This is a genomic window from Paenibacillus sp. RRE4, assembly GCF_031844205.1.
Classification (GTDB): domain Bacteria; phylum Bacillota; class Bacilli; order Paenibacillales; family Paenibacillaceae; genus Paenibacillus; species Paenibacillus xylanexedens_B.
This window is the reverse complement of sequence record NZ_JAUZUT010000002.1, coordinates 152568-179487: the sequence shown is the minus strand read 5'-3', so window position 1 is coordinate 179487 and position 26920 is coordinate 152568. Positions and strand designations below refer to the sequence as shown.

The 26920-nt window shown below is 47.8% G+C and carries 13 protein-coding genes; 12 read left to right on the top strand and 1 reads right to left on the bottom strand.

Going from position 1 to position 26920, the window contains the following annotated elements; all coding sequences use genetic code 11:
* Positions 1-49: 49 nt before the first annotated feature.
* The 10 genes from Q9R46_RS17870 (at position 50) to Q9R46_RS17825 (ending at position 17477) form a co-directional block, all read left to right on the top strand.
* The gene (locus tag Q9R46_RS17870) at positions 50-3439 is read left to right on the top strand and encodes a tubulin-like doman-containing protein (RefSeq protein ID WP_311281147.1); all 3390 of its coding nucleotides are present in this window, start codon (positions 50-52) and stop codon (positions 3437-3439) included.
* 13 nt (positions 3440-3452) lie between these two features.
* The gene (locus Q9R46_RS17865; RefSeq protein WP_311281146.1) at positions 3453-6026 is read left to right on the top strand and encodes a transcription initiation factor TFIID; all 2574 of its coding nucleotides are present in this window, start codon (positions 3453-3455) and stop codon (positions 6024-6026) included.
* Between the two features lie 176 nt (positions 6027-6202).
* Positions 6203-7486, top strand: a complete 1284-nt coding sequence (locus tag Q9R46_RS17860) for a vWA domain-containing protein (RefSeq protein ID WP_311281145.1) — start codon at positions 6203-6205, stop codon at positions 7484-7486.
* Positions 7487-7507: 21 nt separating this feature from the next.
* A complete protein-coding gene (locus tag Q9R46_RS17855) occupies positions 7508-8200 on the top strand; it encodes a beta-mannanase (RefSeq protein WP_311281144.1) in 693 nt (230 codons plus the stop codon).
* A 125-nt stretch (positions 8201-8325) separates the two neighbouring features.
* Positions 8326-9585: a TRAFAC clade GTPase domain-containing protein gene (locus Q9R46_RS17850; RefSeq protein ID WP_090924168.1), complete on the top strand. Its 1260-nt coding sequence runs from the start codon at positions 8326-8328 to the stop codon at positions 9583-9585.
* Positions 9582-12752: a GAP1-N2 domain-containing protein gene (locus tag Q9R46_RS17845; RefSeq protein WP_311281143.1), complete on the top strand. Its 3171-nt coding sequence runs from the start codon at positions 9582-9584 to the stop codon at positions 12750-12752. Before Q9R46_RS17850 ends, Q9R46_RS17845 begins: the two co-directional genes overlap by 4 nt.
* Before the next feature lie 496 nt (positions 12753-13248).
* Complete coding sequence (locus tag Q9R46_RS17840; protein ID WP_145334315.1) at positions 13249-14133, top strand: ABC transporter ATP-binding protein; 885 nt, start codon at positions 13249-13251, stop codon at positions 14131-14133.
* Between the two features lie 101 nt (positions 14134-14234).
* Positions 14235-15053 (top strand): (2Fe-2S)-binding protein, encoded by an 819-nt coding sequence (locus tag Q9R46_RS17835; protein WP_311281142.1) that lies wholly within the window; start codon positions 14235-14237, stop codon positions 15051-15053.
* A gap of 65 nt (positions 15054-15118) precedes the next feature.
* Positions 15119-15598 carry a glutathione peroxidase gene (locus Q9R46_RS17830; protein ID WP_090924172.1) on the top strand — a complete coding sequence of 160 codons (480 nt, stop codon included), beginning with the start codon at positions 15119-15121 and terminating at the stop codon, positions 15596-15598.
* Between the two features lie 517 nt (positions 15599-16115).
* A complete protein-coding gene (locus Q9R46_RS17825; RefSeq protein ID WP_311281141.1) occupies positions 16116-17477 on the top strand; it encodes an FAD-dependent oxidoreductase in 1362 nt (453 codons plus the stop codon).
* A gap of 74 nt (positions 17478-17551) precedes the next feature.
* On the opposite strand, the gene Q9R46_RS17820 is transcribed toward Q9R46_RS17825, so the two are convergent.
* Positions 17552-23113, bottom strand: a complete 5562-nt coding sequence (locus Q9R46_RS17820; RefSeq protein WP_311281140.1) for an S-layer homology domain-containing protein — start codon at positions 23111-23113, stop codon at positions 17552-17554.
* 349 nt (positions 23114-23462) lie between these two features.
* Between Q9R46_RS17820 and Q9R46_RS17815 the strand changes: the two genes are divergently transcribed.
* Positions 23463-24320, top strand: coding sequence for a formate/nitrite transporter family protein (locus Q9R46_RS17815; RefSeq protein ID WP_311281139.1), 858 nt, complete (start codon positions 23463-23465; stop codon positions 24318-24320).
* 532 nt (positions 24321-24852) lie between these two features.
* A complete protein-coding gene (locus Q9R46_RS17810) occupies positions 24853-26916 on the top strand; it encodes a molybdopterin-containing oxidoreductase family protein (RefSeq protein WP_311281283.1) in 2064 nt (687 codons plus the stop codon).
* Positions 26917-26920 lie beyond the last annotated feature (4 nt).

Here is a 26920-nt window from a genome sequence, read left to right as displayed (position 1 = left end):
CAAGTGTAATGAGTTGTAGCCCAACTGGTTTACTAAGGGAGGATATTGAATGAAACCGATTGTTAGAGAACATATTCAGCAACTGGATGTATCACTTGGCGGGGGTATCGTCAGTGAGAAAATCAGGGTCGATACGATTGATAACCCGATTCTGATTATCGGCCTGGGTGGAACGGGAATTGACGCGCTGCTGCGTCTGAAATATCAGATCAACCGCCGTTTCAAACTGCCGCAGGACCCGGTGTCCAAGAAAAAGATGGAGAAGCCGGACAATGTTGAATTTCTGGCGTTCGAGACGAACGAACAGGATCGCGCGAAGAAATACAGAGGCATCGGACTTGATCCGATCAACGAATTTGTACTGCTTTCGAATGCCGAGATTGGCGGCCTTTTGCAGAACCGCAGCGTGCTGGAGCCGTACATTACAGACTGGCTGTCTCCTGAACTGAGCATCACGGACGGTATGAACGGAGCCGCAGGGGTGCGTCAGGCTGGACGTTTGCTTCTGTTTACGAAGATCAATCAAGTGGTACAGGCCATCGATAAAAAGATCAAAACGTTATCCGTAGGCACGAACAAAAAACTGATGGTATTCCTGCTCACCGGTCTGTCCGGTGGTACAGGCAGCGGCTGCTTCCTCGATATTTCCTATATCGTGCGCGGCATCATCGAGCGGGATCACGGCTCTGCCGGAATTGACCGCGTCAACACGCTCGGTTACCTGTTCACGCCTGACGTGAACCTGTCTAACAAAAGCCTGAGCGAGCACACACGCGAATATATTCGCAAGAACGGGTATGCCGCGCTCAAAGAGCTGGATTACTGGATGAACGTGGACAGCCGCGGTGAGCGGTTTACCCAGAAGTACGGCAACATTTTGGCCGTGAACTCACCGTTGCCGCCATTTAACCTGTGTCATCTGATCTCGGCGACGAATACGGAAGGCAAATTGCTGGAAAATGCCTACGACTATTGCATGAACGTCACGGCGGAGAATATCACCAACTTTATCTCCAGTGAAGAGAAACAATCGGGTGAGGAATTTGCGATCCACGACTATATCAGCAACATTCGCACCAACATCGCACAGATGAACAAAGTGTACCCTGCCAACTACGACTACAACATCATCGGTGCATCCTCGGCTGTACTGCCGATTGAAGAGATGACCACATATTTGGCGTACCGGATGTTTGACAAAATGAGCACCATGTTCTCGAAAGCACCGAATCAGGAGGATACCGAAAAGTTTGCACGTAAGCTGGGTATTGATCTCGAAAGTGTAGTTAAATCCTTCGAATCCCGCGTACCTGAACCGTTGCCGGGTTACCAGAACAGCGAACGTCTATCCTATGGCAACGTGGTGAAATCCCAGGTCGTCAACATGGATACGGAACTGGAACAGAACTTTCTGGCACGTGCCCGTGAAGAATATATCAAGGCGAAGAAGCAGCTTCCGGGCGAGATTGCGGGTCAGTTTACCGAGCAGATTCGGCGTATGTTTTTGCATCCTGAACAGGGGCCGTTCTATGTCTCTCGTTTGATTTATACCGAAAAAGGATTCTGTGTACTGAAAATGATTCAGTCGTACATCGAAACGCTGCGCGAAAATGCCTTCCGTATCCCTCGTGATATTGAAGCGGCTCAGGAGCAGTCCGAAGAGAAGCTTGGCGATGCGAAGAGCGCTTTTGTCTCCAAAGAGAAGAAAAAGAATGCTTATATTGAAGCGAAAATCCATGAATACTGGCTGCACGCCGATGTGGAACGCAACGACCAGATGATTGAGTTCTATGAAGACCTGTATGAACTGCTGAATCAAGAGAACAGTCGCATTTATAACGTATTTTCCGAGACGCTGAATGCGCTCAGTTCTATCTTTGCCAAGAACGGCGATCTGCTGACACGCGGCGAAGAGCAAACCGATCACAAAGGCAACAAAACGTATTATTGGAACGTGGTAAGTGTACCGGATATCGTGAGCGTGGTGGACGGACTATTGGACAAACGCGACACGGACGATCTGATCCGCGACTTCTCGCGTGAGCTGCTGGAAAATTCGAGCCAGTGGGTGAAGGAAAACGAGATAGATATCGTCAGCTCCATCTCTGATTTCCTGAGTGAAAAATTCGGTGATCTCATTACTCGTTCCATGGAGGACTTCCTGGTGATCAAATACGGGAAAGACGAGTCCGTTGAGAAATTCGTGGAACGTTTCATCGCAGGCAAGCTGGATGACGAGGCCGTGCCGGTGTTTAATCTGAGCAACAGCACAGGCAGTCTGCACTTTCCTTCGTGGGGATTTGTATCCGTGCCGGCACAGGCTCCGGGTATCCTGAAAGGGATTCGGAACTACCAGAACAATGCCGTAGGCAAATCGCACTTTACCGTTAAAGAGAGCGAAGTGCGGAACCGGATTTTCTGGTTGAATACGCGCAACGGGGTACCGCTGTTTGTATACACACCGCTCAAGGTTTATGAAGAGAGTTATGAACGCACGATTTTGGACAAAGAGGGTATTGGACGCCATCTGGTGCAGACGGAGAAAAATAACTGGACGTACCTGCCATCTCCAATCCCGGAAAAATCATGGGGAGATGTGTACGAGAATACCCGAGTGAAGCAATATAACGCGAGGGTTCGTAGTGAATTCGAGCAGGCGCTCGGATATAAGATTGTTGTAGCCAAATCCGTGGATGAAAATACAAGTAACCGCTATGCGATTGTCACGACGGAACCGTTTGATCTGTCCGCCAAGCTGGTTGCATATGACATGCGTCTGACGTCGAATGCACCGAATCTCGGAGAAGTGAAACGGGCGGTCCTTGAACTGAAACGTCTGCAATCCGAAGGGCTACCACGGGTAGATACGAAGGATATTTTCGGAAGTATTAACGAAGATATGGCGAAAGAAAACCTTGTACGCTCTCCGCAGCTTATCGGGCGGGTACGTGAGGAACTGGCGAAGATGAATGCGATCACTGCGAAAGTGGCTGAACTGGAAGGCATTCTCGCACAGTATCAGGATGAGGAGCAGTGGTATGATCGCTTTATCGAAGCACTCTATACCGATACGATTGTTAAAAAGGGTGCACTTTACGTCTACGACCGTGATCCGGAGGAAGACGCATGGGAACCGTTCGCTAACCTGATGAAAAGCCGTAATTTCGCTGAATACGAAGTGTTTGGCAACTTCCGCGGCCTGTCCGAGAAGGATCGTAGCACATTGCTACGCAAATCCTCCCGTCGCGACAACGACCTGACCGCTTCCGAGGATATTACACCGCTCCTGAGCAAGCTGGATGATCTGGCGGCACTGTTTATGGAGTCACGTGATCGTCTGGAGTATGAACGGGTAGAGCTCGCGAACGGAGAAGACATCTACCAGTTCTACAGAACGATGTCGTCGAAGCTGAACGATATTCGCAGAAGGCTGAAATAAGGTGGCTGATGGTATGAATGTACCAATGAATATGCAGCAAAAGGAAAACGGAATGAGGCATGCACTCAAGCGTGAGCTTCAGAAATACGCCATCCGTTATGCCGTAGAGCAGGAACGCCAAGGGAGCCAAGGGGATGGACGCAGCAGCATCCATTACCCGGCCTTGTTCCTTTTTGTCGGTGATCTGGTGAAACCTGCGGTGTCCGCTGTGCATGATATTAACCAATTGAAGTGGGATAACGAAGACGGTGTAGTATACGTGCACATTGGAACAGATGATGCATCGAATGAAGCCGATGCGGCAAATGCATCGAGTGCTTCGAGTCCTTCAAACATATTGAAGCCAGTTGATGCAGTTATTGCAACGAATTCGTCTCACAATCAGGAAACAGCAAAATCAGGTTACGGGGCTGAGTCATCATATGAAAACGAGCAGGTCACATACCACCGTTTACCACTCTCCACCTTGCAGTCGCAGCGGCGTTCTTCCAAAACGTTGCGCAAGGATGTGCATCGTAGCTTTCACGAGTCGGCAGCGGCGCTTTTTGGATTAAATCGAATGATGCGGCGGGTAAGCAACCGTATTGCTGACTATGGACGTCTGTACTCGTCCTTTGATCGAATTTACGTAACCGTCATTACCCGGGCCGATGATCCGCTGAATGTACTGTTGCCGGAGATTACAAAGCTGGCTGAGACCATCCTGGCACAGTCCTTCAAGTCGGTACAGACGGATCTGCATGTGCTGGTTAGCGAGATGGAGCAGGTTGATTCCTTCGGATATGCCAGCGCCGCAGGCCTTGCTTTTTTGCGGGAGTTGGATTACATTCAATCGTTGGACTACATGTTCAGCGGCAAGTTGCTGGTGACGGAGGACGGGATATCCATTCCCGTAACCCATCCTGCAGCGCCTTTGTTTGATCTGGTCTATGTACTTTCGGACAAAAACGAACGTGGCACCGGTGTACCCGGCGGCTGGATTGAAAATGCCGAGATTATCTGCCGCATCTGCCTGCTGAAGAACCGAAAGCAGGAGGAGACCTATGAAGATCGGGCTGCCATCGCCAGCACGGGCGCAAATACCTACAATAATACGTCGTTCAAAAATAATATCCGTACCACCTCGGATCAGCATGGGTATGCCAGTGCAGGTTTTGCCGAGATCAGGCGGCCGAACAAACCGATTGCGCTGACCGTGCTGTATCATCTGTACCGTTATCTGCTTGGCCGGATGCAACAGGAACCGGACTGGAGTATCAAGGACAAAATGACCTTTTTCGGACTGGATGCCCCCTCCGTGGAACGCAAGGTGGAGGGGCTGTTGCCAAGCGAAGACCTCGTTAGTGGCATGAGCGGCATCATGACGCATAACCGTAGCTTTGCTGAACTCAAGCCGCTCTCTTTAAGAGAAGCAGAACGAGCGCTGTATGGAGAAGGAGCAGAGGCTTACTTCCGTGAAAACGTTGTTCGTCCGGTGCAGGAGCGTGTGCGCGAGCGCAGTTCTGCGGGGGCCCTTCGCCGTCAGGCCGAGCAGTCTCATATGGAATATCCCGAAATAGGATACTTTCAATGGGCTGCCTGGAGCGACGGTGAGCCAGGGAGTGTTCGTGAAGCCCTGCTCGCACTGATCCGCGACAAATCGATGCAGCTCGAATCCGCACGGGCACTGCTGGAGCAGCGTCAGCAAGAGCGGGTAGAGGATCAACCGATCAAACGTGCGCTCTTCCGTGACAAGCAGAACGTGCGTAATCTAATCGATTGTTTACTGGAACGTGTATACGAACCTAAGGTAGACCTGCTAAGGTTGGAAAATGAACTGCATTTGCTCCGTATATACGATACGGAAATGGAAGAACTGCATCGCTACAGTCGTCAAGTTACAACCTCACTTGAAGCGCTGGAGCGTACATTGCGTGAAGCAGCGGAAGAGAGTATTGCCGCCGCTGACGAATATATTGGTCAGAACGTTATGGAGTATTACGGCAAAGTAACGGAAGAACTGATCGCCGATCTGGAGGCAAGACGGGGACGGGAAGTATGGTTCGAAGATCGCTACATGGGAGACATAAATGAGCTTGCGATCAAAGGCAGTGACCGTTTGCTTGCACGCTTGATGGAAGTTTGCCGTGAATTGTTGCTTTCCGCGGAACCGCTTCGCTTGTCGTTTGAAGAGGAACTGCTGCAGCGAGCCAATGTAACGATTACGTACAGGGATCGGGATGTATTGACCCGCGATGATCTATTCCGCAGGTTGTATCGTACATTAGAAGATCAGGCCATTGTCCGAATAAGGGTATTCGACTATACGCAAGAGCACCGGTACGAAGAGAAGTACTTTTTTGGCGACCATCACAGTGCTTTTATGGACTATGCGGCACATGCCGAGGAAACCTCGCGCATTTATAAACTGGGTGTAGTCTATGAGGAACGTAGTAGCGGAGTGGAGAAGCTTAACTTGATGGGCGGGTTCCATTTGGAAGATCTTATGGTGTACCGTAACGGTAAGGTGTACTACGATTCTTATACGGAAAATGGTTATGAGCTTCACCCTGCGGAGCTAGCAGAGAAACTATCTCCGCTTCGGTAGCGGAATGAAAGAACATAAAGCACAATGTACGTTGGAAGGGGCATCCTGTTAAGGGAGTGTAGAGGTAAACCATCTTTAAGTTTAACTTGCTTAGATTAAGCAGAGGTGTCCTTCTATATTTCGTGGGTACTAAGTCAGCCCGCTTCTGCGGGTGTTGAGAAAGGATGCATGTAGACATGCAGCGAAAAATCAATCTTCTCCTGGTGCTGTTCAGCCTGATTGGCGGAGCAGTGGGTTTTGCGGCAGGAGAAATCATGCTGCATCAGTGGCTTGGCGAGATGCCACGCCTGCTGTTGATGGGGTTATACTTTGGCGTATTAGCACTTAGTGTTGGACTGTTCTGCCTGCTGGCAGAGATGATCTCACCAAGACTGAACGGTGCTTCGTGGAAGCTCAGGTACCTCAGCTTGTCCTGGAAGCTGCTTGTGCCTGCAACGCTAGCGCTGCTCCTGGTTGTGGGGATGGGATTGCAACTGCTGTACCAGATCAATCCGGGCGGGGCAAAACAGGTCAAAGACATCATATTGATGATCGACAATTCGGGCAGCATGAACGAGACTGACCCCAATAACGGGCGGTTTGAAGCAGCCAAGACGCTCATCAATCAGATGGAGAGTGACAAGCAGGTGGCGGTGATTACATTTCATGACCAACCGCAGCTACTACAACCGTTCATCGCTGTAGATAGTGAAGCCGCCAAAAGTGAAGTGAATAGTAAAATCGACAGCATTGTCACGACGTCCGGGGGGACGAATTTTGATGCAGTGCTTCAGGAAGGCATGAAACTGATCGAAGGCAAACAGGACTCCAAACGGGGAACAGTCGTTATTCTGTTATCGGATGGATTCAGTGATGCTGATATCGCAGGCATTTTGCCGCAATACGTACAGGAACAGGTGGCTATCCATACTGTTGGTCTGAGCCTGGTAGACCCTTCGGGGACGGATTTGCTTAAGAGCATTGCTCAGCAAACCGGCGGGATGTACTATGATGTACCTGACGCAGGTGGGCTGAATGTCGCGTTCCAACAGATTTACGATACGATTGATGAACGTACTCTCGTGACGGAGCGTACAGGTGCGATGGAACACAGTATGTATCTGGCCATTTTCCGTGTTGTGGCTTTGCTGCTGATCGGTGTGGCGCTTGGCGTATCCCTTGGACTTGTGTTTGATAACCGTCATCTTGCACTCAGCTTCGGTGTAGGTGGTGCAGTATCAGGTTTGTTAGCCGGACTGTTACTGGAGTGGGGGTTAAACGGTTCTAATGTGGGTGATGCTTTCGTTCGATTGGGAGCCATGCTGATCCTGTCAGGTTTACTTACCCTTTTCTCCTGGATTGTTCCGATCAAAGAGAACACACCACGCAAGAGCAAAGGGCGCCGGGATGCTGGCCGTGGAACTTCTTCTGCGGAAGGATTCGGTAGGCGGCCAAGAGATACACGCAGCAAAGGATTTTAACATCGGGGAGGTCAACGGAATATGCGGTTTATGAATGCAGATGCAGATCCTTCGGCTCCCCGGATTCGAAAGTTAACGCTCGCAGTAGACGAAGGTCGTTGCACACTTCGCTGGCTCTGGCCGGAGCAGCTTGAGGCGGTATACGTGGAACGATTGGAACTTAATCTTATGAATACGGATCGTGTGGGTGAAGAACACAGGAGTGTTACTGATTATGGAGACGATGCGGGCGGATCGACACAGGGCAAGCTGAAGCTGTATACGCGAGAGGAGTACAAAGCGAATAACGGGTATGTGGATCGAATTACCGGCTTTGGTGCAATCCAGTATACGGTGTACGCATGCCAGATGCATGAGGATGGGCCTGTGCTGATTCGTCAGCAGGATGAAGATAATCAGGGCATTGCAAGTGCAGGCAAGGCGGATATCCGCTTTGCCATTCGCTATAAGAGCGGTTTTTTTCAGAAACGCAAGACCGTGTTGATCACCGTAACCGCCGAGGTACCTGTGCCTAAAGAAGCGCTTTGTTATGTTCGCAAACAAGGTGGCGTTCCGTTGAACAAGGACGATGGAACGGTGTATCCGTTTGTGAGTGATTTTGTACCGGGGAAAAATGAAATGCCGCCCGTGGAAGTCGCCAAAGACGACTATGTGAGGTTATTCTTCACGGACGGCCCCAAATACGGAGCCGCTTATCGGCTGATATCCGATTGAACAGACATGACCATCTAAGTTGAGCTTTCAAGCGATTGGAAGGTTGTTCTGTCATCGAAGTGTACGTGTAAACAACTCCATTCAACTTGGATGTATTTTACACATAAACGGGGAGGGGAGTGTCTATGAGTTTTTTTAGCCGGTTTTTGAAGAGACAGCAGCCGGAGGAACGGCCGTTGTTCTACGATATCGTATGTCCATACTGCTTTAGCAAATTTTCACCGGAAGAAGTCGTGTTCCGTGCAGCACATCATCGTGACGATGACGAAGATTATGCACTTGGAGAAGATGCCAAACTCAACCGATATCGAGAGCGCTTTGGGCTGGATACGGTATTTGATATGGAAGCTGTGCTGTCACCTTATGATGTACCGGAGGAGCATCGAATCTATTCAGATAACATTGTCATGGGCTTGAATGATCGTTACGGTGTGATGACACGTCGCCGTCTGTGCCCGCATTGTCATAATGAGTTGCCTGTAACAGCGGGTAAGGCTCCAAGCAATATCATTTCGATTATAGGTGCATCCCAGGTCGGGAAATCCGTGTATATGACTTCCTTGATTCATACGTTGCAGCATTATACTGCGGATCATTTTGATGCCGCCTGTATGCCGCTGAATGCCGAGATCAGCCGCCGTTTCCGTGCGGATTACGAAGAGCCATTGTTCGAACGAGGCGACCTGCTGGATTCCACGCAGAAGGAAAAGCTGCAGGAGCCATTTATTTTTCAGTTTGTGTTCAAGGACGAGGATAAGGCGCCGCTGACCCTGGTGTTTTTTGACGTGGCAGGTGAAGGTATGGTGGAGCAGGATTATCTGGGCTTGCACGGACAGCATATCAAAAACTCGGCAGGTATTCTGTTTATGGTTGACCCGCTCCAGATTCGTTCGATCCGGGACAAGATCCGCATTAATCTGGGGAACGAACCGGGTGAATGGACGCCGAAATACGATGAGCCGCGCGACGTGGTCCTGACCCTTTTCGGTGACTTTATCGCCTATCAGGACAAGGCCAAAACCAATATTCCAACCGCTGTCGTACTCACCAAAAGTGACATGCTGCATTCCCTCAAGGACGAGGAGGGGGATTATATCAAATCCAACAGCAATGTGTTCCGTAACATGGTGCACCGCGACTCTTTCGATCTGACCGAATTTGAGAATATCGACGGGGAGATTCGCCGTTTTATCGAGAAAGTGGATCGTCCGTTCAAAGGAACGATGGATGTATATTTCAAAGATACTGCTTATTTTGCCGTATCTGCGCTGGGTAGCAATCCGGTAGATATGAAAATCCAGGGCGTGGTAAGCCCCATCCGTGTGGACGAGCCTTTCCTGTGGTTGCTATACAAACTCAAGTACATTGAGGGGAGAGTGGGATGATGCGTTCTGCCAACACTCCGCCCATTGAACAGCAGATGTACACGAGAGAACGGCGCGGGGTATTCCGGACAACGGAGGGGTTTGACACGGTGGCTGCTTCACCGGGACTGGACCCTTCTTTTATCAAAAAAGTACTTCACCCTTACTGTGTCTATGATGCTCCCGCAGAGCTGACAGGCCGAAGTGAGAAGGACGAGAGCAAGTATCCGGCTTCCATGCACCTGCTGCATCTGGAGAGCGGCGAAACCATTCTCGGGCAAAATGTGTATCAGGCTGCGGATTTTACCGGCCTGCGCAGCGCATTTTTCGCTCACAATTATGTTCTATCTCCGGCAAGCTCGGAAGAATATATGAAACGTGGCGATTGGCTGAATGCTGTGTTCGCCACCTCTTATGATATCGAGCAGGGCACAGAGTTGCCTGCGCTGACAGCTTTGCCTGTAGCGACAGAAGGTGGAGCAGGACGTGGTAGCGAACTGCACGGCGGAAACTTTGATCTAAACGCATCTCCGAGCCAAGTTTTAAGCGCTCTGAAAATGGATGAGACGTTGTTCAAGCGTATGCTGTATGCCGTGATGCAGTCTGTGGCGGCTCGCCGCAAGGTATACATAGCACTGGATGTGCCAGCAGAGGAAGTAACAGCAGGAGCAAAGGCATTGCTTCGTCTGCTATACAAGGCATTGCCGTATGCGTTCCGACGTCAACTTGGTTTTATGACGTTTGCCAAGGAGCCACAGGCCAAGAAAGGCATTCATGTGCAATTTGTAGAGCGCGGTACGCTGCGTCCCAAGGATCGGAATACAGAGAAGGATTTCACCTTTGATCTCGTCTCTGGACGCGTCACACATGCGGACGCTTCGGTAGCAAAGTTGCCTTATGCGGAGTTTGCATGGTTTTTGATGCAGGATCAGGCAAGGTCGGCCGAGTTTTATGCATTTGCCGATGAAATGCTGGCAGGCATGGAGCCTGGACGTGAATTTTCCATTGAAGCCTATGGCGAGCTATCTGTATTTTACAGTCTTGAACAAGGGGTAGAGGATTTATATCTGAACAACAAACATGAGGTCTTGAGCGGCTTGCTGACGTACCTGAAGCCGGAAGGCGGATTGCATGAACGTTCACGTCTGAACGAACTGTTCCTGACCTTGCTCAGCCGGGAACTGGACAGTGTACGGCGGGAAAATGTACCCGAAGAAGCGGTGGCTTCTCGTATCGGCGAATATTTCCGGGTCGCTGCACCTGTGGTGAAGGCCCGGATTGTGGATTATTTTATTTACGCTGTGAACAATGCACGAGCGCAGAAACGAATGCGAGCTGTGCAAGAGCTGTATACCATTCTGGATCGGGATGCTCAGTTGAATCAGGCATTCTTTGATAAGGTGCTGGGCAATGCTTCATTAACCAAACTGCTGTTTGAGCCGTATCTGGACAATCAGCTGAAACGTACCGAAACGGCAGCAGGCGTGATTGAGCTTATCCAGCGATGGGTTACGGCTCATCCGTCTGCAATCCAATCCGCTTTTTTGGTGGAAAAGTCTTGTACCGAGCTACGGGAAAGACTGTGTTCTGCACTCGATCCGGTGCAATCGGCGAACGAGGCTCTTCAACGGGTTAGCGTGTTGGACCTTATCTCCGAGAACGGTGCGATGGAACCGGAGATAACCGGACATATCGGACAAACAGAGATTTTTGCCGATTCAGAACAGCAGGCTACGACTGCGCATTCTTCTGGCAAACCAACCGCCTCATCCCGTCGTGGACAACAGGTTGCATATCAGGAGGCTTTAACCAAGCTAGCTGACAAGATTGCTTATGTCATCAACCTGTTTATGATCCAGGATCTCAATCTGGAACGCGTGAATCGGGAGCAACTGTTGCAGATCGATATTTTGCAGCATGAACATGAGGTTCGGGACTGGGCGGTACGTCAAGGCTCCGATGTTGTTGCAAGAACCAATATGATGCTGGCAGCCAGAGCATGGCTTAGCGGTGATGGTAATGCGGAAGAAGGGATGGATTCTCTCTCCCTTGCTGAGCGGGACGAGCTTCAGCGCTGGACTCGCCGCTGGCTCGCGGCAGAGCTACGGAATCAGCCGGGAACGCCAGCGTACGAGGCATTGTCGCTTGCGTTTTATCGTGGGGGGAGCGGAAGTAATCGGCTTGATTATTCAGGTCTGATCGAGTTTGCCCGCATTCATATGGGTCACCCCGAAGAGATCTACACTTTTTTTGAATGGTCTGGCGCGCAGCGGATGTTTGTTCGCGGTTCTAACGCACATAAAGGGTATGCAGACGCTATCATCTTGTATTTCAAAACGCATGATCGGGAAGCATTCCGACCCAAGTCGGCTTTTAAGCCTTACTATGCCAAAGCAGGAAAGGCGCTGAATCCGGTCTATGATCGTGCCAAGTCGGAGCTGGCCTCTCCGTTCATGCGCATGTTGACGGGGCGAAAGAAAACACGGTGGCTGGGATTGTTGCTGTTGTTCCTGATTCTCGGTGTTGCAGGTGGTACGTATGCTCTGATGAACCCTTCGTCTGAACCTGAGGCACAGCCACCGACAGATCGGGAGCCTGTAGTTGCCACGAATCCCGAAGAGAAACCAGCAGACTACATCGCGTATATTGTTGCGGAGAACAGGCAGGAAGGGGCTAAATCATCAGCCCAATTAGTCATCCGTTTTCGGAGTGAAACAGGGGGTATTCCTTTTGAAAAGGGGAAACTTCAACTGCGTATGGATGACGGGAGCACGAAGGAGCTAGATGTTACAGACCAGTGGGAAAGCCTGGATCGTGGTGAAGCCTCAGGTACAGATACGGATACAAATACAGATACAGATGCAGGTCAAGGATCGGCTGATTCAACGAGTGATGCGGATAAGGATGCCCAATCCGAAGTCGGCAATGCGTCATCTGGCACAACAAATGAATCACCGGAGCAAAGCCAAGATAAAACAGGTGAAAATTCAACCGATGAAGCTTCACCAGAGGGCCAGACTAAAACGGACACTAAGGCACAGTTAACCTTGGCAGAAGCGGATCGCTTTTACCCCTATGGAATGCAGATCTCGATCCCGGACAATATCAATCCCGAGCATGTTGTGAGCATCCAGCAAGGTGCGGAAGGCTCGGAGATCACGATTAACCTGCAGCAGAAGCCAAGTTGAATTTGTGTAGTAGGCACCATGTGAATCGGAACAGGCAAGGAACTATAAAGTAAGATTTGAGAGATGATTCTGAAACGGAGGTTTCAGGGTCATCTTTTTTTTAGTAACAATTATCGTTTCTAGATGAAGTATGCTGATGAAATCTTTTTGTTCACAAATTAGACATATATAGGTTGATTCAAATTAAGGTCATGAGGCGAGTGGTGAAAAATAGCACGGAATCATTGAGAAATGATCTCATATAATAAGTGGCACGGCAGCCATTGAGATACTTAATTTGAGCAAAAAATGCCTTATATCATCAAAAAAATTGGGTTTTTTGGTTGACAAGTGATAATGATTATCAGTATCTTTAGTGTAGCAGATTAAACAGTTTGTTTAAAAAGGTTAAAGCGTCGGAAAATTCAGAAGTGTTGAATCAGTATATAATTTCAATTTCGTTGTCGTTATGATAGCCGGAAATACATACCGGGATTAATGAGAGAGGGATGATCGCATGTTTCGTCTGGAGACGTCCAAGCTGGATATCGCTTATGAGGAAAGACTTATTGTTGAGGATCTGAACATTCAGATTCCCCAAGGAAAAATTACCGCACTTGTGGGAGCCAACGGTTCGGGGAAATCAACGATACTGAAAACGATGGCACGTATTATGTCTCCGAAGGCAGGTAGCGTGTTACTCGACGGCAAATCCATCCATAAGCAGTCCACTCGTGAAGTTGCCAAGCAGCTTGCGATTCTGCCTCAGAATCCTACAGCACCGGAAGGGCTGACCGTTACAGAACTGGTTTCCTATGGTCGTTTCCCTTATCAAAAAGGATTCGGCTCCATGCGTGCAGAAGACAAACGCATGATTGAGTGGGCGATCGAAGTGACTGGCATGACGGAGTTCCATGACCGTCCGATCGATCAGTTGTCCGGCGGACAACGTCAACGTGCCTGGATCGCTATGGCACTTGCACAGGAAACAGACATTCTGTTCCTGGACGAGCCGACAACCTTCCTCGATATGGCTCACCAGCTTGAAGTATTACAGTTGCTCGAGCATCTGAATGCAACCGCTAATCGTACCATTGTGATGGTCGTCCATGACCTGAATCACGCATCCCGGTATGCGCAGCACATGATCGGCATCAAGCAAGGTAAAGCCATAGCTGAAGGTTCACCTGTAGAAGTAATGACCTCGGACGTATTGCGTGAAGTATTTAACATTGAAGCCGACATCGTTATGGATCCTCGCTCCAATGTACCGCTTTGCTTGCCATATGCGCTTGCTGGCGAACGTCCGAAACCAGTTGCCCCTGAAACCAAGGTAGTGAACAGTGCGATGGTTCATGCTGCAGGTCGCACGGAACATCGCGTGCAAGCAACAGGCAGTTAAAATAAACGAGCTGGATCGGATGTGCGATCCTGAATTATAGAAATGAAGCCGCTGTGCGCTGTTAGCACGCGGCTCATTCGCATTCACAGGAGGTTTCATTAATGAGCGCAATCAATTACACCTGGCTTGAACAATATGCACGTATTTCGACTAAACCTGCGTTGAATCCTATATACGATAAACATTTGGCTTCGTTAAGGGACGCAGAGCAGGCAAGAGATATGCTGACAGCTTACAACGAACATTTACGAGCAGATAGCTTGCAGACCGCAGCGATATATTTCATGCATTCTGTTCGTGGACTGTTGTTAGGCATTCACTATATAAACGCGATGTGTGACTCGTTGCTGGATCTCTCACTGGATAATATCCAATTACAACTTATCGTAAAAGATGGGTACCCGGCATTTCATTTCCAACTGCTGGATGACGCTGAAAAGCCTCATCCAGCGCCTCCCGCCAACGACGAGCCTAACTCAGTCCTAGCTTCTACATCTGCGCGTCAGGCGATGCTCACAGCTTATTACGGAGAACAGCTTCTGCCATTAATTGAAGGGGTGGCACTGGCTGGCGGGGCGAATACAGGCCAGATGTGGGCACAGCTTGCGTCGATCCTGAGATGGTTCAAAACGTTGGCTGTCCAGATGGAGATTACAGATCAGGAGCGAGAAGCTGTTATTCAAGGGTATGAGCATGTGATTACGATGCCACCGGAAGTTATGGGATTACGTAAAAATCTGTTGAAATTCAAGCCGGTAGAGATCGACAGCCCGTATCAACCGGGAGAGAAAGTGTTAATGAAGTCAACTTGTTGCCTGTATTATAAGGTGGATGGAGGCCAGGATTATTGTTACACCTGTCCCAAACTGAGCAAAGCCGAGCGGCAAACACGATATGAGGCAATTGCAGCTTCCCGGTAAATTTGAAGTTCATACTCGAACACGTTTATAATTAAGATACTACGATCTCATAGGAGGAATTAGCAATGTCCGTATATTCGTACAAGGCGGTAACTACCGCAAATCAGGAAGTGCCGCTGGATATGTATCAAGGCAAGGTGCTCGTTATTGCAAATACAGCGAGTAAATGTGGATTGACTCCGCAATACGGTGAATTGCAGAAGCTCTATGACCGTTATCGTGATCAAGGTCTCGTCGTGCTTGGTTTTCCTTGTAACCAATTCGGTGGGCAGGAGCCAGGGACAAGTGAAGAAGCGGAATCCTTTTGCCAGATTAACTACGGCGTGAATTTCCCGGTCTTTGCAAAAGTAGATGTGAACGGAGAAGAAGCTCATCCCCTCTTTCAATATTTGAAAGAACAACAGCCCGGCTCAGGTGAAACCAGCGATATTCAATGGAACTTTACCAAGTTCCTCGTGAACCGCGAAGGTGAAGTTGTTGGCCGCGTTGAACCGAAAGAATCACCAGAGTCCATGAGTGCTACAATTGAGCAATTGCTCGGTTAATGTGCTATATCTATAAGGAAAACGTATGATGACGAGAAGCCTGACCTGCTATTTTGCAGAGTCAGGCTTTTTCTTATGTCTAAAGCGTTGTATCTGCGCAGAATACTCTACTTACTAACTACTCTAGTCACGAGTCTAGATCCAAGTAGCGTATATGTAATACCTGTATCCAGTGCAGTCTTTAGTTACTGCATTGAAACGGATTTTGAATGATTTGGAGAGCATAAGCAATATCTAACTCGGAGAAACTGTAAAGAGTGAAAATTAGATTGAGTCAGGGACAATAACGCATTAAATCACAGCAAACTGAGGGCGGAAATCGAATTTGGCACATGTTTTATAAGGAAAGCGACATTTATTTTGCAAAACCTATTGCAATGTGAAAAATATCACATTATAATGAGTGTATAAAGTGAAATAAATCACATATGATCCATCGAATTAGTAGTGAATTATTTCACAACTATAATTACGTTAATTAACTCATTATTTTATATACTCCAAGGAGGAACTACTCATGAAAATCGCAGTCATCGGATGTACACACGCAGGAACAGCAGCTATCGTGAATACCGCCAAATTATACCCGGATGCCACCATTACCGTATATGAACGCAATGATAATATCTCTTTCCTGTCATGTGGTATCGCGCTCTACGTAGGTGGAGTGGTAAAAGACCCTGACGGCCTGTTCTACTCTTCGCCGAATCAATTGGCGGATCTCGGAGTTGTGACGAAGATGCTTCACGAAGTTACAGCAGTGGATGCCAAAGGCCACACCTTGCGGGCTAAAAATCTGCAAACCGGGGAAGAATTTGAAGATACATTTGATAAACTGATCGTGACTACAGGTTCATGGCCTGTTGTACCGAAGCTGGAAGGCATCGAGATGGAAAACATCCTGCTTTGCAAAAACTACAATCACTCCAACACCATTATCGAAAAAGCGAAAGATGCGAAACGCGTTACTGTAGTCGGCGCAGGTTACATCGGTGTGGAACTGGTCGAGGCATTCCAGATGAACGGTAAAGAAGTGACGCTGATCGACAGCGTGGATCGTATTTTGAATAAATACCTTGATCCTGAATTTACCGATGGAATTGAAGATACGCTCAAGAATAAAGGCATTGAATTAGCACTTGGTCAAACGGTACAGAAATTTACGGGCGAGAACGGCAAGGTAACTAAAGTCATCACATCCAAAGGGGAATTCGAAACGGACTTGGTTATTCTCTGCATCGGATTCCGTCCGAATACGGAGCTGCTAAAAGGCCAAGTGGATATGCTGCCAAACGGTGCGATCATCGTCGATAAATACATGCAAACCAGTCAACAAGATGTCTTTGCTGCAGGTGACAGCTGTGCGATCCACTACAATCCGACCGGCAAAGCCGCTTACATTCCACTGGCAACAAACGCCGTGCGGATGGGTACACTCGTAGCGAGAAACCTGGTTCGTCCAACAACGCCTTATATGGGAACACAGGGCACGTCGGGCATCAAAATTTATGAGCAAAATATTGCAGGAACAGGAATGACCGAAATGTCTGCTAAAGAAGAGGGACTTGTTGTCGAATCGGTTGTTCTGGAAGACAGCTACCGTCCTGAATTCATGCCAACGGCTGAGAAACTTTTGCTTAAAGTGGTTTACGAACAAGCGACTCGCCGTATTGTCGGTGCACAGGTGATGTCACAAGTCGATCTGACGCAGTCGATCAATACGATCTCGGTTTGTATTCAGAACAACATGACGGTGGATGAGCTGGCGTTTATCGACTTCTTCTTCCAACCGCACTACAACAAACCTTGGAACTTCCTAAACACAGCAGGCCTGCAAGCCCTGCCTCCGGTAGAGGTTAAAGCGCCGGCACTGGTATAAGATAAATAAAAAAACAAAACAACAATAAACCTGGCCTTCTCTATAGAAGCTGGCCAGGTTTATTGTTGTTCTTATTAGATTAAATCGGATTTGAGCAATAGGCGCTGAATTAGAGCCGCGACTTCTGCTCGTGTTACGTTCGCTTTGGCCGCCAGTCTGTCCTCACCGCGTCCACTGATCAAACCAGCTTTAATGGTGAGGGCAATATCGTTTTTGGCCCAGTTACCAGCATTAGTAGCATCTTTGAAAATAGATAAGATTTGATCAGACTCCAGATTAGTGTACTGTTCTGCAAGTCCTGTCAGCTTCATCGCTCTAGCGATCAATGTCATCGCCTGCTCGCGTGTAATTGTGTCATTTGGGCGGAACGTGCCATCCGCGAATCCGTTAATCAACTCGTAGGAAGCCGCTGTTTTTATAGCGCTGAAATACCAGTCCTTTGAAGTCACATCGTTGAAGGGTTGAGAACCTTTACCAAGTTTGAGACCCAATCCACGAACAATGATCGCTGCGAATTCAGCTCGGGTGATCGCTTCATTAGGGTTGAAAGCTGCATCATTAATGCCATTAATGACCATACGAGATGCCATATCATTCACAGCAGCTTTAGCCCAGTGATTCTCGACGTCTGCAAAAGTTTTCGGGTTCCATACGATTCCGTAGGAGCTGTTGGTTAAACTGTTAATTTTCGCATAGTAGGTTCCTTGCTCTAAAACTACTTTTGTTGGTACATGACGAACTTTTCCGTCAGTCTCCACAACAATGCCAGTTGTAATTCTGTTCGGATCGATTTGTGAAGAGAGTTTGATTTTACGCTCAACGTATACATTAAAATTTTGTGTTTCAACTGTTTGATCTTGGTATGAGCCAGTTAGAGTAAAGTCAACAGGTGATCCAATAATTGTAAATCCGCCTTGGACTGCCGCATTTGTTGCAAGCTCATTTATCGTTTTTGATGATTCGGCTATGGTAATACGAATGACCATGTCCTTTAATTGTAGAGTGTTGCCGAGCGTTGTAGCAATAGCATCGATGTTTATCTGAGAGGCGGGAATGGTATAACTTGCTTGTTCAGTTTGAAGAACAAGTGTAGCGGAACTGTCCTCCATGTTTTTAATGGATTCACCATTTAACTCCCCAATAATGACGTTAGCTGCCGATCGCACCGGAATGGTAACAATTGCTCGAGAACCTTCTGAGTCCAGTTTGGCTTTCAATTTCACTGGATCAACAGTTAGGAGGGTTGTTTTAATGCCATTCATATCGGTGGTTCGCGATTTCCCTGCATTCTCGGCTTGACCATTAACAATAACAATTACATCTTCATTTCCAGTGTTAGCACTGTTAGAGCTACTCGGATTTGAAGCAGTTCCTCCCCCTGAAGGCGGGGAGGTTACAACGGGTATCTCAGGGGTATTGTTACCTGGTGCTGTTTCATTCTGTACGACAGACGATGTCCAGCCAAATTTTACGATTTTACCATCACCATCTACTTCGGCTACTATAATTCGATCACCGTTCGCTGCGTTCACCAGTCCGTTAGCTGGCAAACGTTCGTAACCAGCAGATGTTTCACCTACAGCTGGGATATTAATGCTGCTACTTCCAATATTTCTATAAACGAAATGATGTTCTATATTCTGAATTGCAGGGCTAACCGTAATTAATGTTTTCCCATTATTGTTTGATCCTGTCGGATCCTGGGCGAGCAAGTTTAGTCCGGTTGCAGGATTTGCAGTGAACTGAATTGTTTTTTCTGCACCTGCTGGAGTAGGGCCATTTGCAGCGATACGTACTTTAACGGTATGTGTGCCGCTTAAATTAGGTACATTGGCTCCATTGAATAAAACATAAGCTCCATTGTCGATCTGATATTCCATCGTAGTATCCAAACCGAGAATCAGATTATTTTGATCATCCGCAGTGACATTCGGTGCAGCAGGAATAGATCCTATAGTACCTACCGTCACGGGAGTTGCCAGAGAAGCAAAGTCGGAAGAAGTTGCCTTGATCCGTACCTCGTAGGTTGCTGGTGCTAGTCCCGTTACAGAAGTGCCAACAATCGCTGTCCAAGTAACGTCCACATCTTTTTTATATTCCATCAGATCGGTAACTTGGGTGATTGTGCCATCCTGAGCGCCGTTGGATGTTTCATCTGTCTTGTTCACGCCTGACGGAATAGCAGGACGAGAAGGAAGGACAAGTGTTTGCACTGAACTATCCGTCGTAGTCGTGCCGTTTCCTGTTTTGATAATAGATAACGTGGTTCCAATCCAACTTCCATTAATGGTGATGTGTCCTGAAGCGTCTGCAACAGTGCTTGCTCCATTAATGGAGTACGAGGCGTTAGGAACGAGTCCCGTCAATTGCTCATCTGTATAGTTAATTGCTGCATTCGGTGTGGTTTCTGGTGTAGCAGAAAAGGAACCAACCGTCACGGGAGTTGCCAGAGAAGCAAAGTCGGAAGAAGTTGCCTTGATCCGTACCTCGTAGATTGCTGGTGCTAGTTCCGTTACAGAAGTGCCAACAATCGCTGTCCAAGTAACGTCCACATCTTTTTTATATTCCATCAGATCGGTAACTTGGGTGATTGTGCCATCCTGAGCGCCGTTGGATGTTTCATCTGTCTTGTTCAAGCCTGACGGAATAGCAGGACGAGAAGGAAGGACGAGTGTTTGCGCTGAACTATCCGTCGTAGTCGTGCCGTTTCCTGTTTTGATAATAGATAACGTGGTTCCAATCCAACTTCCATTAATGGTGAGGTGTCCTGAAGCGTCTGCAACAGTGCTTGCTCCATTAATGGAGTACGAGGCGTTAGGAACGAGTCCCGCCAATTGCTCATCTGTATAGTTAATTGCTGCATTCGGTGTGGTTTCTGGTGTAGCAGAAAAGGAACCAACCGTCACGGGAGTTGCTAGAGAAGCAAAGTCGGAAGAAGTTGCCTTGATCCGTACCTCGTAGGTTGCTGGTGCTAGTCCCGTTACAGAAGTGCCAACAATCGCTGTCCAAGTAACGTCCACATCTTTTTTATATTCCATCAGATCGGTAACTTGGGTGATTGTGCCATCCTGAGCGCCGTTGGATGTTTCATCTGTCTTGTTCACGCCTGACGGAATAGCAGGACGAGAAGGAAGGACAAGTGTTTGCACTGAACTATCCGTCGTAGTCGTGCCGTTTCCTGTTTTGATAATAGATAACGTGGTTCCAATCCAACTTCCATTAATGGTGATGTGTCCTGAAGCGTCTGCAACAGTGCTTGCTCCATTAATGGAGTACGAGGCGTTAAGAACGAGTCCCGTCAATTGCTCATCTGTATAGTTAATTGCTGCATTCGGTGTGGTTTCTGGTGTAGGTTCACGGTTCACTGTTACTGCATAATATTTTGTGGATACATTATCGGCTGCTGTTACTTTAATGTATGCGGTGGTAGATCCACCTGCTGTAAGTGGGATGGTTGTGTTACCACTCACTGAACCGGATGAATAGTCACTGCTGCTAAATAATTCAACTTTAGCCTGGGAATCTAAAAGTGAGAGATCAGATAAACCCAATGTTGAACTCATATTAGGCACATGAAGAATCCAGCTGATTGCTGTGCCGGTTGTTGAGCCATCGCCACCTCCTGGAGCATTATCAGCCATTCCAAGTACACTTGATAGATCAGTAATATTGCTAATCGGTGCTGCATCGCCAAAGACGATCCGTGCATTATCGCTGCCCGTGATGTAGAACATTCCATCTTGATAATACACAGCACTCAGGCTCTCGCCATTTATACCTAATGTACTCTCATCGTAAGGAGTCCAGTTCACCAGATCAGAAGATGAATAAACGATATAATGCTCTGCACCTGAAGCATCGTACAAGACTCCTGCAGTTACATATAATCCGGTTCCGTATGCAATTGACTTCATGTCACTGTAATGGGTGTTATCTACTGCATGTTTGACCCATGTTGAAGCCCTATCAAGAGAACCCACTGTTTCCAAAACAATAGGGTTAGAGTTTTCGTCAGAACCAACGATTTTAAAACTCCCGTTATCATAGATGATGTCATTTAAATTGTAGTAATTATCGACGATGTTATCATCTGGATCATCAACCGAGACCCAATTGTTTCCGAGTTGATTGGATTTTAACAAGGTCTGGTAGCCGACAGCTACGTATATCCCATTCACATATTTAACATTAGATACCGATGCTGAGGCAGGGAGATCGCTTCCCTTTGTCCACAACACTCCATCTGAAGAAGTTAAAGTATTGCCTGTATCCGTAATACCAAGGAATCCCCCGGTTACGCCATAGGTTAATGCCTGAACTTTGCCTGTTACACCTGCAGGGAGGTCATTAAGTGTCCAATGTTCTCCATCGGTTGATGTTCCGATCTGCGATCCCATAGCAACAAACATATTATTCCCGAAAGCAACTTTAGAAAAATGATCTTTCGGTTTCAATTGATCATTTGCATGTAAACTATCCCAGCCACTTGAGGAATGTAGTATCATGCTATCGGTCAACGTATTGTTATAAACGGTTTGACCTGCAACAACCCATGAACTTCCACTATAAGCAATACTTTGCAGGTTTGCCGCGGTTTTTTTCCACGTGGACTTGTCCGCTGTAACCACTAGACTATTAGGTGCGGAGGTGACAAGGGCTATGCCGGTACCATTGGAAGCTAAAGACTTGATATCTATATTCGTTATCTTAGGCTGCGAACTCCAACTCACGCCATTATCTGCTGAAGTGTCTAGTTTCCCTGCTTTACCAAAACGATAAAGTGTCGTTCCAATAAGTGTCGTTCCCAATGTATCATTATAGGAAGGGTCTGCTGTGAACGTTATTCCATCACTGCTAGAATAACCATCATGATAGTTTTCGATCATATACAGTTTTTCGTTATAAATGGAAAAAGAAGAGAGGGAGTTACTACCACGAAATCCATTTGTCCAACTTATTCCGTTATTAGAGTAGGCATATCCACCAAATACATTCCCGCCAACAACATATCTACCTGATATGTAGGCTAAATCCATTAAATAAAACGTTGTACTTGTCGTTGAACTTGAAGGCCAAATTTTTGGCATACTACTCCACAGTGTCCAATTCTCTCCGTCTGAAGATGAATAGATAATTCCAATATCCTGATTTCGATCAGAAGCGTGCCATTTTCCGCCAACGACATAGAACTTGCCTTCGATGTAGACTGCCTTTTGAAGTATACTTCCATCTATTACAGCGGATCTATCCGTCCAGTGTTCTCCATCAGAGGAAGTAATCAATCTCGCTTTTGCGGAAGCATTCGTTTCAACTCCGACTGCAACGTACATATTGTTCGCATAGACAAGGCTTCTCCATGAAGTTTTAGCATTAGATGCTCCCGTATTCACACGAGTCCAGTCTAGTCCACTGGTTGACTGAATGATGTTCCCTTTTTCACCTACAGCAGTATATTTCCCGTTGGCAAAGATAACAGTATTCAAATTTCGATCCAAATTATTATTGACTGCGGATAGGAGATTCATATTCCCGTTAGCAGAAGCTTGGTTCACGGGAACAAAAACACCGGGTAGGATGAGAGTGAGAACCAAAGTATAGACCATAACAACTTTCCATTGAAATGAATGCTTGAACATGTTTAATGCCTCCTCTGTAATATAGTTTTTAAAACGGAGTTTCTTAGAGCATGGAAGCTCAAGTTTTGTGCGATCCTGCAGTTTGGCTTGCAACAAATTAATGTAAGCTAAACGGGGGCGAAAGATAAGTAAACATCATTCTATGCATAACAAATTTATGGTGGGTTTTTATTTATATCGGATAGTCCCTAATATAGTATTAGATCATATTAAATGGATGGATATAATCATGTTGTTTATTGTGATTGTGATTATTTGCACAAAGTTTTGGGCAAGGTCGAGATACAATAAAACCATAGATGAATTTAATGATTTGCGAACGGTTTGAAGATAAAGGAGAGGATGACATATGGCGACAAAAACGCCTTTAGAGGTTGCACAATATACGGCACAGGCTGGTGTTAAGAAAGCACAGAATCCGGTTTCTTCTGTGCTGATTCTTGGTTTCCTGGCGGGAGCCTTTATCGCGCTTGGGTTTCTGCTGGATATTCGCGTAATCGCATCTGCACCACCGGAGTGGGGGAGCATTGCAACATTCATCGGAGCGGCGGTGTTCCCGGTAGGTCTGATTCTGGTCTTGATTGGCGGCGGAGAACTGTTGACGGGTAATATGATGGCTGTACCGCTTGCTGCAATCACACGTAAAATCTCTCCAGCCACGATGTTGAAGAACCTGCTGCTTGTGACGGTGGGTAACCTGCTTGGTGCCCTGTTTGTGGCATTTTTCTTCGGTCATGTCCTTGGGCTTACCGCAGATGGTGTATACCTGACCAAAGTGGTCGATATGGCAGGACATAAATTGCATGATAGCTTCCTGCAGGCTTTTATCTCGGGCATAGGCTGCAACTGGCTGGTGGCGCTAGCTGTCTGGCTGTCTTATGCAGCCGATACGATGAGCGGTAAAATTCTGGGCATTTGGTTTCCAACGATGGCGTTTGTGGCGATCGGCTTTCAGCACGTTGTGGCCAACATGTTTCTGATTCCGGCGGCGATCTTTGAGGGCCATTATTCCTGGGGTCAGTATGTCATGAATTTCATCCCGGTGTGGCTAGGTAATCTGACGGGTGGAGCGTTGTTCGTAGCGGCTGCATATTGGATGGTCTATCTGCGTAAAACAGAGCCGGAGGTCAAGCCGGATACGGTTGTCCCTGCTAAAGTGTCTCCTGTAGAAGCAGAAAGCAGAGGGATGTGGAGTAAACAGGCATAACAGATGACAGAGTCGACACTTAAGAGCATCGTATTTGTAAGCATAAATAGTCAGAAGCTAAGAAAATAAACCGGCTTGTGAAATTAAGTTGGGGTACGGGGAGTTATCAGATAAGAATACGGAATAACGAAGTGAGATGGTGCATCTTATCGCTTCACGACAAGGTTGATCGTGGGGAGATGAGATAGGGTCATCTTTTTTTTGCCCAAAATTAAATTCGCCATGACAAGGTTCGGGGGAACGAAACCTGAGCATGGCGAATTTCGGGAGTGGTCCATGATATGGCATGAGGAGGAAGTGGGGAAACACCAGCCTAATGCCTTGTTCTTTATTTACCCCTGGATTCAGAGAATGAATCATAGGCAGAAAACTTTTTCAAAATTAAAATTTTTGAATGAAATGACCAGTTTGCACACATAACATGCTACCCAGCAATGATGAAGATTTGGCCGATTCGTTCTGTTCTCTTTACGTTATAACCCTGAACGGGATATGATATAGGGATAGCTATTCAAAGAGGGGGAGCCCAATGATGATTGAACAGGAGAATGGTGTATTTCCAGCGGTATGCCCGCTCGATTGTCCAGACACATGTGGTCTGCTATTACATAAAGAAAACGGTAAGATTACGAAGGTTACGGGTAATCCGGATCACCCGATTACGAAGGGCGCGATCTGTAATAAAGTTCGAAATATGACGGAGCGGGTGTATCATCCCGAGCGGCTTCAATATCCGATGCGACGCGTCGGCGCCAAAGGTGAAGGCAAGTTCGAGCGTATCAGCTGGGACGAAGCGATTCAGGAAATTACAGGAAAGTTCAAAGACTTGTCTGCAACGTATGGACCAGAGAGCATTCTTCCTTATAGTTTTTACGGTAATATGGGCGTGCTTGGCGTAGACGGCATGGATCGGCGTTTCTTCAATGCTCTGGGCGCAAGCGTGCTGGAGCAGACGATATGTAATGCGGCCGGTAATACGGGCTGGAAATATACGATGGGAGCTAACCACGGCACGTTGCCTGAGGATACAGAGCATGCAGATCTGATCGTGGTGTGGGGTGGTAACATTGTTAGTACCAATATGCATCAGGTTGTGCTCGCGGAGAAGGCCCGCAAGAACGGTGCCAAAATCGTTGTCATTGACGTTCATCGCAACCGGACGGCGCAATGGGCAGACTGGTTTATTCCGCTCTATCCGGGTACGGACAGTGCACTGGCACTTGGTATGATGCATGTGCTGTTTGAGCAAGGACTGACGAATGAAGCATTTATGCAAAAATATACCGTGGGACACGAAGCGCTACGCGAGCATGTGCGCAGTTACACCCCGGAACGGGTAGCACGCACTACAGGCGTGCCGGAAGAAACGATTGTGGAGCTGGCAGAGCTCTACGGAAGAGCGCAGGCCGCTCATATTCATATTGGCAATGGCTTGCAGCATCATGACAATGGGGGCATGAACGTGCGTAGCATCGCCTGCCTGCCTGCAATTACGGGTCAGTGGCTGAAGCGCGGCGGCGGTGCCGTTCGCACGAACAGCTACGCGAGCACCAACAGTGATGCGCTGGAGCGGCCTGATCTAAGGCAACATGCCGATCCGCGTGTCGTAAACATGAACCGGATTGGCGAAGCGTTGCTGGAGGCAGAGCAGCCGATCCGGGCCATGTTGGTTTACTGCAGCAATCCGCTGGTGGTGGCACCGGATACGGAACGAGTGGAGCGAGGTTTTGCACGGGAAGACCTGTTTACGGTGGTTCATGACCTGTTCATGACCGATACGGCGAAATATGCAGATATTGTGCTACCCGCCACGTCTTCTTTTGAAGCAACCGATCTGTACATCTCGTACTGGCACCAGTATGTCCAGCTGCAGGAGCCTGTTATAGCGCCGATCGGCGAGAGCAAAAGCAATGTGGAGCTGTTCTCCCTGCTTGGACAAGCCATGGGTTATGACGCGGACATCTTTGGTGAGAAGCCGGAGCAGATGATTGAGAATGCTCTTCAGGGCACGGAGAACCCTTATATGAACGGGGTTACACTGGATCGTCTGAAGCAACAGCGGTTTGTGAAGCTTGACATGTCGGCCCATGAATCTTTCCTGGAACATCTGCCTACGCCATCAGGCAAGATTGAATTATACTCCGAGCAGATGGAACAGAAGGGACTACCGCCATTACCGACATACGCCGCGTTAGTTGAAGGTTTTGATGGAGAGAACCCAGCCGGTCCAGAGGATGCATATCCGCTCATGTTTGTATCTCCGCCGAACCATAATTTCCTGAATTCCAGCTTCGGTAATTCGGCTAAACATCAACGTTTGGAGAAGATGCCGCTACTGCAAATTCATCCAGAGGATGCGGCTCGCCGCGATGTGCAGGATGGCGATGCAGTTGTGGTGTGGAATGAGCGCGGACGCATTGAACTGACCGCCAAAGTGACGGATGCCATGCTTCCGGGAACGGTCATCAGTCAAGGGCTATGGTGGGACGGCGAGGGTAAGAAACAGCGCTCCAACTCACTGACATCGGGTCGGTTGTCGGATATGGGGAACGGTGCTACCTTTTTCTCCGCCACTGTTGAAGTGAAGCGGCAATGAGTGT

Bases quoted from the DNA above. Each gene is read 5' to 3' on its own strand.
- Q9R46_RS17870 (WP_311281147.1), top strand. From the start codon at position 50: ATGAAACCGATTGTTAGAGAACATATTCAGCAACTGGATGTATCACTT.
- Q9R46_RS17865 (WP_311281146.1), top strand. From the start codon at position 3,453: ATGAATGTACCAATGAATATGCAGCAAAAGGAAAACGGAATGAGGCAT.
- Q9R46_RS17860 (WP_311281145.1), top strand. From the start codon at position 6,203: ATGCAGCGAAAAATCAATCTTCTCCTGGTGCTGTTCAGCCTGATTGGC.
- Q9R46_RS17855 (WP_311281144.1), top strand. From the start codon at position 7,508: ATGCGGTTTATGAATGCAGATGCAGATCCTTCGGCTCCCCGGATTCGA.
- Q9R46_RS17850 (WP_090924168.1), top strand. From the start codon at position 8,326: ATGAGTTTTTTTAGCCGGTTTTTGAAGAGACAGCAGCCGGAGGAACGG.
- Q9R46_RS17845 (WP_311281143.1), top strand. From the start codon at position 9,582: ATGATGCGTTCTGCCAACACTCCGCCCATTGAACAGCAGATGTACACG.
- Q9R46_RS17840 (WP_145334315.1), top strand. From the start codon at position 13,249: ATGTTTCGTCTGGAGACGTCCAAGCTGGATATCGCTTATGAGGAAAGA.
- Q9R46_RS17835 (WP_311281142.1), top strand. From the start codon at position 14,235: ATGAGCGCAATCAATTACACCTGGCTTGAACAATATGCACGTATTTCG.
- Q9R46_RS17830 (WP_090924172.1), top strand. From the start codon at position 15,119: ATGTCCGTATATTCGTACAAGGCGGTAACTACCGCAAATCAGGAAGTG.
- Q9R46_RS17825 (WP_311281141.1), top strand. From the start codon at position 16,116: ATGAAAATCGCAGTCATCGGATGTACACACGCAGGAACAGCAGCTATC.
- Q9R46_RS17820 (WP_311281140.1), bottom strand. From the start codon at position 23,113: ATGTTCAAGCATTCATTTCAATGGAAAGTTGTTATGGTCTATACTTTG.
- Q9R46_RS17815 (WP_311281139.1), top strand. From the start codon at position 23,463: ATGGCGACAAAAACGCCTTTAGAGGTTGCACAATATACGGCACAGGCT.
- Q9R46_RS17810 (WP_311281283.1), top strand. From the start codon at position 24,853: ATGATTGAACAGGAGAATGGTGTATTTCCAGCGGTATGCCCGCTCGAT.